This is a genomic window from Streptomyces sp. NPDC029041, assembly GCF_040637515.1.
In the GTDB taxonomy this organism is placed as follows: Bacteria; Actinomycetota; Actinomycetes; order Streptomycetales; family Streptomycetaceae; genus Streptomyces.
On sequence record NZ_JBEZWO010000006.1, the window covers coordinates 251,649 to 265,425 of the forward strand.

Here is a 13,777-nt window from a genome sequence, read left to right on the forward strand (position 1 = left end):
GGTGCGGGCCGTGTGTGGTTGCTCGCGCAGTTCCCCGCGCCCCTGAAAGCAGGGCGCTGCCCTCATGGGGTGTGACCTTCACCGCTCCGCCTGCCAGGGGTGTGCAGTCACGTTACTCATAAGTAGCATGGGGCTGAGCGCGCGCTCAGCGCATCGCAGCAGCAATGCAGATCCTGACCCTGGAGGAGAGCCATCGTGCCTCGTACCGTCAGGGACGTCGTCTTCGTCGACGGCGTCCGCACCCCGTTCGGCAAGGCGGGCCCGAAGGGCATCTACCACGAGACCCGTGCCGACGACCTCGTCGTGAAGGCGATCCGGGAGCTGCTGCGCCGCAACCCCGGACTCGACCCGAAGAAGATCGACGAGGTCGCCATCGCCGCGACCACGCAGATCGGTGACCAGGGCCTGACCATCGGCCGCACCGCCGGGATCCTCGCGGGTCTCCCGCAGTCCGTGCCGGGCTACTCCATCGACCGCATGTGCGCCGGCGCCCTGACCGCCGTCACCTCGGTCGCCGGTTCCGTCGCCTTCGGCGCCTACGACATCGCCATCGCGGGCGGTGTCGAGCACATGGGCCGCCACCCCATGGGCGAGGGCGTGGACCCGAACCCGCGGTTCGTCTCGGAGAAGCTGGTCGACGAGTCGGCTCTCTTCATGGGCATGACTGCGGAGAACCTCCACGACCGCTACCCGCAGATCACCAAGCAGCGCGCCGACGAGTACGCCGTGCGCTCCCAGGAGAAGGCCGCCAAGGCGTACGCCAACGGCAAGATCCAGGCCGACCTGGTGCCGGTCTCGGTCCGCCGCACCAACGCCGAGGCCGGTGAGACGGGCTGGGGCCTGGTCACCGCCGACGAGCCGATGCGCCCGGGCACGACCCTGGAGAACCTCTCCGGTCTGAAGACCCCGTTCCGCGTCCACGGCCGGGTCACCGCCGGTAACGCGGCCGGTCTGAACGACGGCGCCACCGCCTCGCTCATCGCCTCCGAGGACTTCGCGCGGGAGCACGACCTCCCGGTGAAGATGCGCCTGGTCTCCTACTCCTTCGCGGGTGTGGAGCCGGAGGTCATGGGCTACGGCCCGATCCCGGCGACGGAGAAGGCGCTGGCCCAGGCCGGTCTGTCGATCTCCGACATCGGCCTGTTCGAGATCAACGAGGCCTTCGCCGTCCAGGTCCTGGCCTTCCTGGACCACTACGGCATCGCCGACGACGACGAGCGCGTCAACCAGTACGGCGGCGCCATCGCCTTCGGCCACCCGCTGGCCTCCTCCGGCGTCCGCCTGATGACGCAGCTGGCCCGCCAGTTCGAGGAGCAGCCGCACGTCCGCTACGGCCTGACCACCATGTGCGTCGGCTTCGGCATGGGCGCGACGGTCATCTGGGAGAACCCGCACTTCGAGGGGGACAAGTGAGCACCACCGCCGAGCTTCTGAAGCAGGCTTCCGAGCTGTTCCCGGACGAGGTCGTCACGAGTGCGCACGTACGCCACTTCGACCTGCCGCTGGGTGCGGGCCGTTTCGCCCTGATCACCCTGGACAACGGCCACGACCACACCAAGCCGACCACCTTCGGCCCGGCATCGCTGGCGAACCTCAACGCCGCGATCGACCAGGTCGAGAAGGAGGCGGCGGACGGCGAGATCACCGGCGTCGGCATCACCGGCAAGCCGTTCATCTTCGCGGTCGGCGCCGACCTCAAGGGCGTGGAGATCCTCAAGGAGTACGAGCACGCGCTCGCCATCGGCAAGGGCGGCCACGAGGTCTTCAAGCGGCTGTCCCAGCTGGCCGTGCCGACCTTCGCGTACTACAACGGCGCCGCGATGGGCGGCGGTGTCGAGGTCGGTCTGCACTGCACCTACCGCACCGTCTCCGCGGCCCTGCCGGCGTTCTCGCTGCCCGAGGTCTTCCTCGGCCTGGTGCCCGGCTGGGGCGGCTGCACGCTGCTGCCGAACCTGATCGGCCCCGAGAAGGCCGTCTCGGTGATCGTCGAGAACAGCCTCAACCAGAACAAGCAGCTCAAGGGCAAGCAGGTCTACGAACTCGGGATCGCCGACGCGATCTTCGAGGGTGCTGACTTCCTGGAGCAGTCGCTGATCTGGACCGCGACCGTCCTCAAGGGCGAGATCCAGATCGAGCGCCCGGTGATCGACCGCGGCGAGGGCTGGGACCAGGCCGTCGCCAAGGGCCGCTTCATCGCGGACTCCAAGGTGCACGGCGCGGCCCCGGCCGCCTACCGCGCGCTGGACATCATCGCCGCCGCCAAGAACGGCGACCTCCAGCAGGGCTACGACGCCGAGGACAAGGCCCTCGCCGACCTCATCATGGGCGGCGAACTGCGCTCCGGCATCTACGCCTTCAACCTGGTGCAGAAGCGCGGCAAGCGCCCGGCCGGCGCCCCGGACAAGAACCTGGCCCGCCCGGTCACCAAGGTCGGCGTCGTCGGCGCCGGTCTGATGGCCAGCCAGCTCGCGCTGCTGTTCCTGCGCCGCCTGGAGGTGCCGGTCGTCCTCACGGACATCGACCAGGAGCGCGTCGACAAGGGTGTGGGCTACGTCCACGCCGAGATCGACAAGCTGCTCGGCAAGGGCCGGATCAACCAGGACAAGGCCAACCGCCTCAAGGCGCTGGTGTCCGGTGTGCTGGACAAGGCCGAGGGCTTCGCGGACGCGGACTTCGTCATCGAGGCCGTGTTCGAGGAGATCGGCGTCAAGCAGCAGGTGTTCGCCGAGGTCGAGGCGGTCGCCCCGGCGCACGCGATCTTCGCGACCAACACCTCGTCCCTCTCCGTCTCGGAGATGGCGTCGAAGCTGCAGCACCCCGAGCGGGTCGTGGGCTTCCACTTCTTCAACCCGGTCGCGGTCCTGCCGCTGCTGGAGATCGTGCGCGGCGAGAAGACCGACGACGCCTCGCTGGCCACGGCCTTCGCCGTCGCCAAGAAGCTGAAGAAGACCGCGGTCCTCACCAAGGACGCCCCGGCGTTCGTCGTGAACCGCATCCTGACCCGCTTCATGGGCGAGATCCAGAACATCATCGACGAGGGCACCCCCGTCGAGGTCGCCGAGAAGGGCGTCGAGCCGCTCGGTCTGCCCATGTCGCCGCTGGTCCTGCTGGAGCTGGTCGGCCCCGCGATCGGCCTGCACGTCTCGGAAACCCTCAACAGGGCGTTCCCGGACCGCTTCACGGTCTCCCCGAACCTCGCGGCCGTCGTCAAGGCGGGCAAGCGCGGCTTCTACGTCTACGACTCCGGCAAGCCGGAGCTCGACCCGGAGGTGGCGGCGCTGCTGAAGCAGGGCGACACCGTCCTGACGGAGGAGCAGGTCCGCGACCGCGTGCTCGACGCGGTGGCGCAGGAGATCGGCATCATGCTCGACGAGGGCGTCGTCGCCGAGGCCCAGGACATCGACCTGTGCCTCATCACGGGCGCCGGCTGGCCCTTCCACTTGGGCGGCATCACGCCGTACCTGGACCGCGAGGGTGTCTCGGAGCGCGTGAACGGCAAGAGGTTCCTGGCGCAGGGCGTGGCGAGCGTCCCGGCGTAACGCGCTGTTCCTGAGGGGGGCGGGGCGCACGGTGACGATCCGTGCACCCGCCCCCCTTTCTGCATCCCTCCACGGATAGCGGAGGCGAACGACAAGTCCGTCTTCGGCGACAAGAGCCACCGTGGAGCAAGCGGTCAGATCTCCCGCCAGGCCTCCAGTGCCAGCCCCGGCTCGTCCTTGCGGCGGGTGAGCAGCACGGTCCCCGTCGACGGCGACAGGGAGGCCGCGACGACCTCCTCGTGCTCGTCGAGGGCCACCGACACGACGGCGTCGGCAGGCAGCCGGGGGCCGGACTCGGTCCACCAGGCACCGGCCGACTCCTGCTCGGTCGGATACGCGGCGAAGGCGACCCGGCCGCTCGCCGACCGCTGGGCGAGCACGGTGCAGTCGTACCCCTCGATGACGCACCGCACGGCGGAGACGGGCCCCGGGCCGGCGGAGGGCAGCAGGGTCACCGGCTTCTCACCGGGACGCCAGGCGCACAGGTCGCCGGAGCCGTCGGTGAAGAAGAGGGTGGTGTGCTCGGCGGACGTGGCGAGCGCGCGCAGCGTGCCCGGACGTACGGGAGTGTCGATGCCCTCGGCCCGCACCGGCTTCTTGCCGTCCGACTCCTGCCGCCAGCGCAGGATCCCGCCGGGTACGGCGGCGTACAGCTCGACCAGCCCCGACTCGCCGGTGACCGCGGCCAACTCGCCCTCGACGTCGTGCCCTTCGAGGTCCAGCCAGCCTCCCCAGCCGCCCTTCACCTTCTGGTTGCGCAGGCTGACGCCGCCCTTTCCATTGCGGACGAAGACATAACCGCGCCCCGCCCCGTCCACGGTCACGGCGGGCGGCCCCGTTCGGTCGCCCTGCTTGTCCGGGTGACCGATGGGAGTCCAGTCCAGGGGCGCGAGGTGGGGGCGGAAGTGCGTGGTGTGCACGAGCCCTGACTCGCCCGGGGCGGTGGGCCGCCAGGCCGCTAGGTGGGCGTAACCGTCGGCGCCTTGCCCGGCCGCCGCCTCCGGGTGCAGCTTCTGGGCACCGCCGACGGTGCGCGGGTCGTCCTCCCAGGGGCCGCCGGGGCCGCGCTCGGCCCGGCACAAGACGGCGTCGCCGGAGGGCAGATACACGGTGAGGCGGCCGTCGCGGCCGCGGATGAGCCAGTCGCCGTTCACCAGTTCACTTTATGCGGGCCCCACGGCTCGGCGCGCGGCCCACCCCCACCGTGCGACCCTGGCCGCATGAACGAGCCTTCGCCTCTCCTCGTCGTGGTCGACGCCGCGAATGTCGTCGGGTCGGTACCGGACGGCTGGTGGCGCGACCGCCGGGGTGCGGCGGAACGGCTGCGGGACCGGTTGGCCGCGGAGGAAGTTCCTGCCGTGTCCGGCCCGGTGGAGATCGTCCTGGTGGTGGAGGGGGCCGCGCGGGGCGTGGAGTCCGTGCCCGGGGTGCGGGTGTCGTCGGCGCCGGGCAGCGGGGACGATCACATCGTCGAGGTGGTCGCGTCGGCCGGCGACCGTCCCGTCCTGGTCGTCACGGCGGACCGGGAGCTGCGGCGGAGGGTCGGGGAGCTGGGGGCGGAGGTGGCGGGGCCTCGGTCGGTCCGCCCGTAGGACACGGCCCCGAACCACCACCCGGCGGCCGGACGAAGGCTACGGCGTGCCACCCCCCACGCTCGGCTGCTCCTCCCCCGCCTCACCGCGGGCGAGACGGCTGTGGGTACGGCCGTACAGGAAGTAGACGAGGAAGCCCGCGGCCATCCAGATGGCGAAGCGGACCCACGTCTCGGCCGGCAGGTTGATCATCAGCCACAGCGACGCGCACACCGACAGGATCGGGATGACCGGCACCCACGGGGTGCGGAACGCCCGGGGCAGGTCGGGTCGGCTCCTGCGCAGGATGATCACACCGATCGCGACGACCACGAAGGCGAACAGCGTGCCGATGTTCACCAGCGCGGCGAGTTCGGTCAGCGGCGTGAATCCGGCGAGGATCGCGATGATCACACCGAGCAGGATGGTCGGCCGGTGCGGCGTCTTGAACCGAGGGTGCACGTGCGAGAAGAACCGCGGCAGCAGCCCGTCCCGGCTCATCGCGAAGAACACCCGGGTTTGCCCGAGCAGCAGGATCATGCAGACCGTCGTCAGGCCGACCGCGGCGCCGAAACTGATGAAGCCCGCGAACCACGGATGCCCGGTCGCCTTGAACGCGTCGGCGAGCGGGGCGTCGACGGACAGCTCGCTGTAGTGCTGCATGCCGGTGACGACGATCGAGACGAGGACGTACAGCGTGGTGCAGATCGCGAGGGAGCCGAGGATGCCGCGCGGCATGTCGCGCTGCGGGTTCTTGGTCTCCTCGGCGGCCGTGGCGACGACGTCGAAGCCGATGAAGGCGAAGAACACGACCGACGCGGCGGTGAAGATCCCCATGACGCCGAAGTTGGACGGCGCCCAGCCGAACATGAGCTGGATCAGTGGCGAGTCGAGACTGGACCCGGCCTCGACGGGCTTCTCCTTCGGGATGAACGGGTCGTAGTTGTCGGCCTTCACGAGGAACGCGCCCGCGATGATCACGACGAGGACGACCGTCACCTTGATGGCGACGACCAGCGACGTGATCCGTGCCGACAGTTTCATGCCGAGCACGAGGATGCCGGTCAGGACGAGGACGAGCACGGCGGCGAGGATGTCGAAGCCGAAGGCGTCGGCGCCCTCCCTGCTGCCCAGACCCGCGGGCATCGTCCAGCCCGCGTTGTCCATGAGCGACTGGATGTAACCGGACCAGCCGACGGCCACCACCGCCGTACCGAGTGCGAACTCCAGAACCAGGTCCCAGCCGATGATCCAGGCGGGCAGTTCCCCCAGGGAGGCGTACGAGAACGTGTAGGCGGACCCGGCGACCGGGACCGTGGAGGCGAATTCGGCGTAACAGAGCGCGGCCAGGGCGCAGGCGACGCCGGCCGCCACGAACGCCAGAGCCGTCGCGGGCCCCGCGTTGTCCTTGGCGACTGTGCCGGTGAGAACGAAGATGCCGGTACCGATGATCACACCGACGCCGAAGACGGTCAGATCCAGCGCGGACAAGGACTTCTTGAGCGCGTGTTCTGGCTCTTCGGTGTCGAGGATGGACTGCTCGACCTTCTTCGTCCGGAAGAGGGTACTGCTCACGGGGTACCTCCCACGCTTGTCGTCCTCGACATGATCGAGAGGTGGCACCATCCGTATGCCCCGGCACGGGCCAATTCACGCCAATGGGCCGGTTCCACCACCCTCATGGTGGGGAGACCGGCCCATCCCGAACCCGTTCGGCCGCGTCAGTCGCGCGCGGCGTCCACGGCATCCGCCGCACTGCGCTCGAAGCGCCCGTCCAGCTTGGCGACCAGCCCGGTCACCTGCCGGGCGATGTCCGGCGCGGTCAGACCGATCTCGGCCAGGACCTCCGCACGCGAGGCGTGGTCGAGGAACCGCGGCGGGATGCCGAAGTCGCGCAGCGGGACATCCACACCCGCGTCACGCAGCGCCTGCGCGATCGCCGAGCCGACCCCGCCGACCCGGCTGTTGTCCTCGACGGTGACGACCACGCGGTGCTGCTCGGCGAGCGGGGCCATGGCCTCGTCGACGGGCTTGACCCAGCGCGGGTCGACGACGGTCGTGGAGATGCCCTGCTTGTCGAGCAGGGCGGCGATCTCCAGGCACATCGGCGCGAGGGCGCCGACGGAGACCAGCAGCACGTCCGGCCGGTCGGTGCCGGGCTCGCGCAGGATGTCCATGCCGCCGACGCGCCGCACGGCGGGCACGGCGGGGCCGACGGCCCCCTTGGAGAAGCGGACCACGGTCGGCGCGTCGTCGACGGCGACGGCCTCGCGCAGCTGGGCGCGCACCTGGTCGGCGTCGCGCGGGGCGGCCAGCCGCAGGCCGGGCACGACCTGGAGGATCGACATGTCCCACATGCCGTTGTGGGAGGCACCGTCGGTACCGGTGACCCCGGCACGGTCGAGCACGAAGGTGACGCCGCACTTGTGCAGCGCCACATCCATCAGGACCTGGTCGAAGGCGCGGTTGAGGAACGTGGCGTACACGGCGAACACCGGGTGCACGCCGCCGGTGGCCAGGCCGGCCGCGGAGACGGCGCCGTGCTGCTCGGCGATGCCGACGTCGTAGACGCGCTTGGGGAAGCGCTTGGCGAACCTGTCCAGGCCGACCGGCTGGAGCATCGCGGCCGTGATGGCGACGATGTCCTCGCGCTCCTCGCCGAGCTTGACCATCTCCTCGCCGAAGACGGAGGTCCAGTCGGCGCCGGAGCTGGCGATCGGCAGGCCCGTGTCGGGGTGGATCTTGCCGACGGCGTGGAAACGGTCCGCCTCGTCCTGGAGGGCGGGCTGGTAGCCGCGGCCCTTCTCGGTGAGGCAGTGCACGATGACCGGACCGCCGAACCGCTTGGCCTTGGCGAGCGCGGACTCCAGGGCCTCCAGGTCGTGCCCGTCGATCGGACCGACGTACTTCAGGCCGAGGTCCTCGAACATGCCCTGCGGGGCGATGAAGTCCTTCAGCCCCTTCTTGGCGCCGTGCAGGGTGTCGTAGAGCGGCCGTCCGACGACGGGCGTGCGCTCCAGGACCTCCTTGGTGCGGGCGAGGAAGCGCTCGTAGCCGTCGGTGGTGCGCAGGGTCGCCAGGTGGTTGGCGAGACCGCCGATGGTCGGCGCGTAGGAGCGCTCGTTGTCGTTGACGACGATGACGAGCGGGCGGTCCTTGGCGTCGGCGATGTTGTTCAGCGCCTCCCAGGCCATGCCGCCGGTCAGGGCGCCGTCACCGATCACGGCCACGACGTGGTCGTCGCGCTCCATGATCTGGTTGGCCTTGGCGATGCCGTCGGCCCAGCCGAGGACCGTCGAGGCGTGCGAGTTCTCGATGACGTCGTGCTCGGACTCGGCCTGCGAGGGGTAGCCGGACAGGCCGCCCTTCATCTTCAGCTTCGAGAAGTCCTGACGGCCGGTGAGCAGCTTGTGGACGTAGGACTGGTGGCCGGTGTCCCAGAGCACCTTGTCCTTGGGCGAGTCGAAGACCCGGTGCAGGGCGATGGTGAGCTCCACCACGCCGAGGTTGGGGCCGAGGTGACCGCCGGTCTTGGAGACCGCTTCGACGAGGAAGCTCCGGATCTCCTCCGCCAGCTGGTTCAGCTCCTCCAGGTTGAGCCGGTCCAGATCGCGCGGTCCCCTGATTCGGGTCAGCAGCGGCACCCGTGCCTCCTTGCAGTAGAGCTGTTGCCGGGCTTGTCGAGTCTAATGTTCCGCCTCTGCGGGCGGCGCCGTGGCTGTGCGTCGTACGTCACGCGTTCGGCTCTACCCATGGTGCGCCACGCCTACGACACACCTGTGCCCGGCACCTGGAAGGTGCCGGGCACGGACGGGTTCCGCGGGTGCTACGCGCGCCCGGCGGTCTTCTGCGTCTTGCGGGTCACGGCGTCGATGACGACCGTGGCCAGCAGCACACCACCGGTGATCATGTACTGCACCGGGGAGGCGATGCCCTCCAGGGCGAGGCCGTACTGGATGGACACGATCACCAGGACACCGAGCAGCGCGTTCCAGGTGCGGCCGCGGCCGCCGAACAGCGAGGTGCCGCCGATGACCGCCGCGGCGATCGCGTTCATCAGCAGGTCACCGCCGCCGGCGCCCTGGTTGGCCGCGGCGATCTTGGAGGCGATGAACAGGCCGCCGACCGCGGCGAAGGTGCCGGAGATCGCGAACACCGAGATCCGGACCATCTCCACGTTGATACCGGCACGGCGGGACGCCTCGACGCTGCCGCCGAGCGCGAACACCTTGCGGCCGTACGCCGTGCGCCGCAGCACGAAGTCCGTGACCAGCAGGACCACGATGAAGATCACCACGGCCAGCGGCAGGCCCTTGTACTGGTTGAAGACGATCGCGACGGTGAAGGCGACGACGGCCAGCAGCACGGTCCGCACGATGGTCTCGCTCAGCGGCCGCGACGGCACGCCCGCGGCCTCGCGGCGCCGGTTGCCGAGGAAGGAGCTGAGGAAGAACCCCGCGGTCACCACCGCGGCCAGACCGTACGCGGCGGCCACGTCGGAGAAGTAATAGCTGGTCAGCTGGGCCACGACCCCGTCCGGGTCGAGGTTGATCGTGCCGTTCTCGCCCAGGATCTGGAGCATGAGGCCGTTCCAGAACAGCAGACCGGCCAGCGTGACGGCGAAGGCGGGGACGCCGATCTTGGCGAAGAAGAAGCCGTGCAGCACACCGGCGACGGTGCCGGTGAGGATGGCCAGCACGAAGGCGAGCCACTCGTTCATGCCGTTGGTGACGTTCAGCACCGCGAAACTCGCGCCCGCGACACCGGACACCGAGCCGACCGACAGGTCGATCTCGCCGAGCAGCAGCACGAACACGATGCCGACGGCGATCATGCCCGTGCCGACCATGGCGACGGACATGTCGGACAGGTTGCCCGCGGTGAGGAAGTTGGGGTTCAGGCTCGTGAAGATGAGCCAGATGATCGCCAGGCCGATGACGACGGGGATGGAGCCCAGGTCACCGGACTTCATCTTCCGCTTGAACTCGGTGACGTAGCCCTTGAGGCCCTGCTCGCGCACCAGCAGCCGGGGGTCGACGACCGTGACCGCGGCCTTGGCCGCCTCGGGGTTCTCCACGACGTGGTCGTCGGGAGCCGTGGAGGTCTTGTCGATGCTCACTTGGAAACCTCCCCGTTCGTGCGCGCCGCACGGCGGGTCACGGCGTTGTCGGTGGCGCCGGTGATGGCGGAGATGATCTCTTCCTGCGAGGTCGACTTGACCTCGAAGATGCCGTTGTTGCGCCCGAGGCGCAGCACGGCGACCTTGTCCGCGACGGCCTTAACGTCGGCCATGTTGTGGCTGATGAGGATCACGGCGTGGCCGCGCTCGCGCAGCCGCTCGACCAGGTCGAGGACCTGGGCGGTCTGCTCGACGCCGAGGGCGGCGGTGGGCTCGTCGAGGATGACCAGCTTGGGCTCGCCGAGCATGGAACGGGCGATGGCCACGGTCTGGCGCTGACCGCCGGAGAGCGAGGCGATCGGGATGCGCACGCTGGGGATGCGGATCGACAGCGTGTCGAGCAGCTCGCGGGAGCGGCGCTCCATCTCCACCTCGTCCAGGACGCCGCGCTTGCGCAGCTCCCGGCCCAGGTAGAGGTTGCCGACGACGTCGATGTTGTCGCAGAGCGCGAGGTCCTGGTAGACGGTCGCGATGCCCAGGTTCTGGGCGTCGTGCGGCTTGGTGATCTGGACGGACCTGCCGTCCCATTCGATGACGCCCTCATCGATGGGGTGCACGCCGGCGATCGTCTTGACCAGCGTGGACTTTCCGGCGCCGTTGTCGCCCACCAGGGCGACCACTTCACCGGCGTGGACCTCAAGCTCTACGTCGGTGAGCGCCTGAACGGCACCGAACCGCTTGGAGACCCCGCGCAACGCCAGCACGGGCGTAGCGGACACGTGAACCATCTCCTTCGCCGCCTGACCCGGCGGGAGGTTGTGCAGAAGGGTGGGAGGAGTGATCCGTCCGGCGCCCCGCGGAGCTTGCGGGGCTGATGTGGCGGGGCGCCGGAGGAACTCGGGGGCGAACCGGTCCCCGCATGGAGTCACGGGAGTCCGGCTCGGACTCCCGTGCTCCGCGGGGACGTGGCGGTTGCCTACTTCAGACCGATCTTGTCGCAGGCGGCCTTGTACTTGCCCGCGCAGATCTCGTTCACGGTGTAGATGCCGTCCTTGATGACGGTGTCGTTGATGTTGTCCTTCGTCAGCGAGACGACCGGGACGAGGACGGAGGGGACGGCCTTGGTGGTCGGGCTGTCGACCTTGTCCTTGGCGATCGAGTCGAGCGACTTGCCCTGGGCGAGGGCGACGGCCATCTCGGCCGCGACGTCCGCCTCCTGCGGGTAGGGCTTGTAGACGCTCATGTACTGCTCACCGGTGACGATGCGCTGCACACCCGCGAGTTCGGCGTCCTGGCCGGTGACGGGGATGTCGGCGATGCCGGCGGCCTTGAGGGCCGTGATGATGCCGCCCGCCATGCCGTCGTTGGCGGAGTAGACGCCGACGATCTTGTCCTTGCCGAGGGCGGAGATGGCGCCCTCCATGTTGGAGTTGGCGTTCTCCGGCTTCCACTCCTTGGTGTCGTACTCGCGGCCGACCTTCACCTTGCCGTCGAGCACGGAGTGGGCGCCCTGCTTGAACTGGGCGGCGTTCGGGTCGGTGGCGGACCCGTTCATCATGACGATCTGGCCGTCCTTGGCCTTGGAGCCCAGGGCCTTCAGCAGGGCCTCGCCCTGGGTCTTGCCGACGGTGACGTTGTCGAACGAGGTGTAGGCGGAGATCGGGCCCTCGGCCAGGCGGTCGTAGGCCACGACGGGGATGCCGGCGTCCTTGGCCTTCTTCACCGAGCCGGCGATGGCCTTGGAGTCCACGGCGTCCACGATCAGCACGTCGACCTTGTTCGACACCATCGTGTCGACCTGCTGGTTCTGCTTGGCGGCGTCCTGGTTGGCGTTGGCGTAGACGACCTCACCCTTGTCGTCGGTGAGCTCCTTGACCTTCTTCTCGATGAGCGGCCGGTCGAACTTCTCGTAACGGGCGGTCGCGTTCTCGGGAAGGAGCAGGCCGACCTTGATGTCGTCGCCCTTCTTGGCGGACCCGGTGGAGTCGGCGTTGTCGCCCGACTCCTTGGCGCTGCCACAGGCAGCAAGCGAAACGGCCATCGCACCGGCGGCAACAGCAACAGCGGCGCGACGCATACGCGTGTTCACTTCAGAAACCTCCCTGACGAGGCCGCGACATTGCGGCCGAGGTGGCTGGAAGTCAACTCGGCCACACGTGCGACGTCAAGAAGTAAATCCTTAACGAGATGGCAACGGTGCCATCCGTTCTCTAAGTGAAGGCAGGGGTGGCTGCCCGCAGCGCGCCGGGAGCAGTTCCGTCCAGAAGGGTCGAATCGCCCATCTCGCTGAGGGCGAGAGCGAGCGCTCCGAGCACCTCCGCACGGCCTCCGAGGGCGCCGGGGAGAACGGACAACTGGCGTGCCGCACTGGGGATCGCGTAGCGGCCGACGGACTCCCGGATCGGCCCGAGCACCAGCTCACCGGCCTCGGCGAGATCACCGCCGAGGACCACCCGGCTCGGGTTCAAGAGGTTGCAGAGATTGGCCACTCCACTGCCGATGTGACGGCCGACGTCGGCGATCACCCGACGGCAGCCCGGATCTCCGTCCCGCGCGAGCCGTACGACGCCTTCCATGGTCAGGTCGGTGCCGTGACTGGACTGGAGAAGCGGGAGCACGTAGCGCGCGGCCGCGAAGGTCTCCAGGCAGCCGCGGTTTCCGCAACGGCAGACCGGGCCGGACTCATCGAGTGTAATATGTCCGATTTCTCCGGCGGTGCCGCCGGGGCCGCGGTAGATCCTGCCGTTGATCACCAGGCCTGCGCCGACGCCGCTGGCGACCTTGATGTAGGCCAGGTCGCGCACGCCTCGTCCGCTGCCCCAGACCATCTCGCCGAGAGCGCCGAGGTTGGCGTCGTTGTCTACGTGCACAGGGACGCCGAGGCGGCCGCCCAGTTCCTCGGCGGGCTTGGTGCCGGTCCAGCCGGGGAGGATGGCGGTCGAGCCGAGGGTGCCGGACTCGACGTCGATGGGGCCGGGGACGCCGAGGCCGACGCCGGCGATCTTGGAGCGGTCGACGCCGGTGGCTTCCATCAGGCGGGTGACCAGCTGCTCCGCGCGGTCGAAGCCCTGCGTGGACGAGGCGTCGACGTCGAGGGGCTCGGATTCCTCCGCCAGGACCTGGTGGGCGAGGTTGCCGATGGCGACGCGGAGGTGGGTGTGGCCGAAGTCGACACCGATGACGATGCCGGCGTCGCCGCTCAGCGACACGCTGCGGGCCCTGCGGCCGCCGGCGGAGGTCGGTGTGACCTCGACGGTGCCGCCGTCCTTCAGCTCCCGGACGATGTTGGAGACCGTGGCCGCGGACAGGCCTGTCGTCCGCGCGATCTCGGCCTGGGTGAGGGAACCCGCCAAGCGCACGGCCCGTACGACCCGCTCGAGGTTGGCTCGGTGCAGCGATGACTGCGACCCCGGAGTCTCCACGACGACCTCCTGCGCGCGGGGCCGCATCGATGGGGCCCCGTCTATGTCCAACTAGTGAACTCTAAGCTGAGCCGTTCGGGTTGCCTCCCGTCAAGAGGTTGAACTGATTCCGGGGTGTGTACGAGT

Annotated in this window: 10 protein-coding genes; 3 read left to right on the forward strand and 7 right to left on the reverse strand. The window is 69.4% G+C overall.

Annotated elements, in window-relative coordinates; genetic code table 11:
* Positions 1-195 precede the first annotated feature (195 nt).
* A complete protein-coding gene (locus AB0F04_RS17290; protein ID WP_362042357.1) occupies positions 196-1,413 on the forward strand; it encodes an acetyl-CoA C-acyltransferase in 1,218 nt (405 codons plus the stop codon).
* Complete coding sequence (locus AB0F04_RS17295; RefSeq protein ID WP_362042359.1) at positions 1,410-3,539, forward strand: 3-hydroxyacyl-CoA dehydrogenase NAD-binding domain-containing protein; 2,130 nt, start codon at positions 1,410-1,412, stop codon at positions 3,537-3,539. The genes AB0F04_RS17290 and AB0F04_RS17295 overlap by 4 nt, the downstream gene beginning before the upstream one ends.
* Before the next feature lie 134 nt (positions 3,540-3,673).
* Here AB0F04_RS17295 and AB0F04_RS17300 read toward each other — a convergent pair whose 3' ends face one another.
* Positions 3,674-4,693, reverse strand: a complete 1,020-nt coding sequence (locus AB0F04_RS17300; protein ID WP_362042361.1) for a hypothetical protein — start codon at positions 4,691-4,693, stop codon at positions 3,674-3,676.
* 66 nt (positions 4,694-4,759) lie between these two features.
* Between AB0F04_RS17300 and AB0F04_RS17305 the strand changes: the two genes are divergently transcribed.
* Complete coding sequence (locus AB0F04_RS17305; RefSeq protein WP_362042363.1) at positions 4,760-5,131, forward strand: NTP pyrophosphohydrolase; 372 nt, start codon at positions 4,760-4,762, stop codon at positions 5,129-5,131.
* 39 nt (positions 5,132-5,170) lie between these two features.
* On the opposite strand, the gene AB0F04_RS17310 is transcribed toward AB0F04_RS17305, so the two are convergent.
* From AB0F04_RS17310 to AB0F04_RS17335, 6 genes are all read right to left on the reverse strand, one after another.
* On the reverse strand, positions 5,171-6,685 hold the full coding sequence (locus tag AB0F04_RS17310) for an amino acid permease (RefSeq protein WP_362042365.1): 1,515 nt from the start codon (positions 6,683-6,685) through the stop codon (positions 5,171-5,173).
* Between the two features lie 146 nt (positions 6,686-6,831).
* Positions 6,832-8,754: a 1-deoxy-D-xylulose-5-phosphate synthase gene (dxs, locus tag AB0F04_RS17315; RefSeq protein ID WP_362042367.1), complete on the reverse strand. Its 1,923-nt coding sequence runs from the start codon at positions 8,752-8,754 to the stop codon at positions 6,832-6,834.
* Between the two features lie 182 nt (positions 8,755-8,936).
* Positions 8,937-10,229 carry a sugar ABC transporter permease gene (locus tag AB0F04_RS17320; RefSeq protein ID WP_362042368.1) on the reverse strand — a complete coding sequence of 431 codons (1,293 nt, stop codon included), beginning with the start codon at positions 10,227-10,229 and terminating at the stop codon, positions 8,937-8,939.
* Positions 10,226-11,017 carry an ATP-binding cassette domain-containing protein gene (locus AB0F04_RS17325; RefSeq protein WP_362042370.1) on the reverse strand — a complete coding sequence of 264 codons (792 nt, stop codon included), beginning with the start codon at positions 11,015-11,017 and terminating at the stop codon, positions 10,226-10,228. Before AB0F04_RS17325 ends, AB0F04_RS17320 begins: the two co-directional genes overlap by 4 nt.
* Before the next feature lie 188 nt (positions 11,018-11,205).
* Positions 11,206-12,306 carry a sugar ABC transporter substrate-binding protein gene (locus tag AB0F04_RS17330; protein WP_362042813.1) on the reverse strand — a complete coding sequence of 367 codons (1,101 nt, stop codon included), beginning with the start codon at positions 12,304-12,306 and terminating at the stop codon, positions 11,206-11,208.
* A gap of 133 nt (positions 12,307-12,439) precedes the next feature.
* A complete protein-coding gene (locus AB0F04_RS17335) occupies positions 12,440-13,651 on the reverse strand; it encodes an ROK family transcriptional regulator (RefSeq protein ID WP_362042372.1) in 1,212 nt (403 codons plus the stop codon).
* Positions 13,652-13,777: the final 126 nt, after the last annotated feature.

Coding starts and splice junctions, on each gene's coding strand:
- AB0F04_RS17330 (WP_362042813.1), bottom strand. CDS start 12,306: ATGCGTCGCGCCGCTGTTGCTGTTGCCGCCGGTGCGATGGCCGTTTCG.
- AB0F04_RS17325 (WP_362042370.1), bottom strand. CDS start 11,017: ATGGTTCACGTGTCCGCTACGCCCGTGCTGGCGTTGCGCGGGGTCTCC.
- AB0F04_RS17305 (WP_362042363.1), top strand. CDS start 4,760: ATGAACGAGCCTTCGCCTCTCCTCGTCGTGGTCGACGCCGCGAATGTC.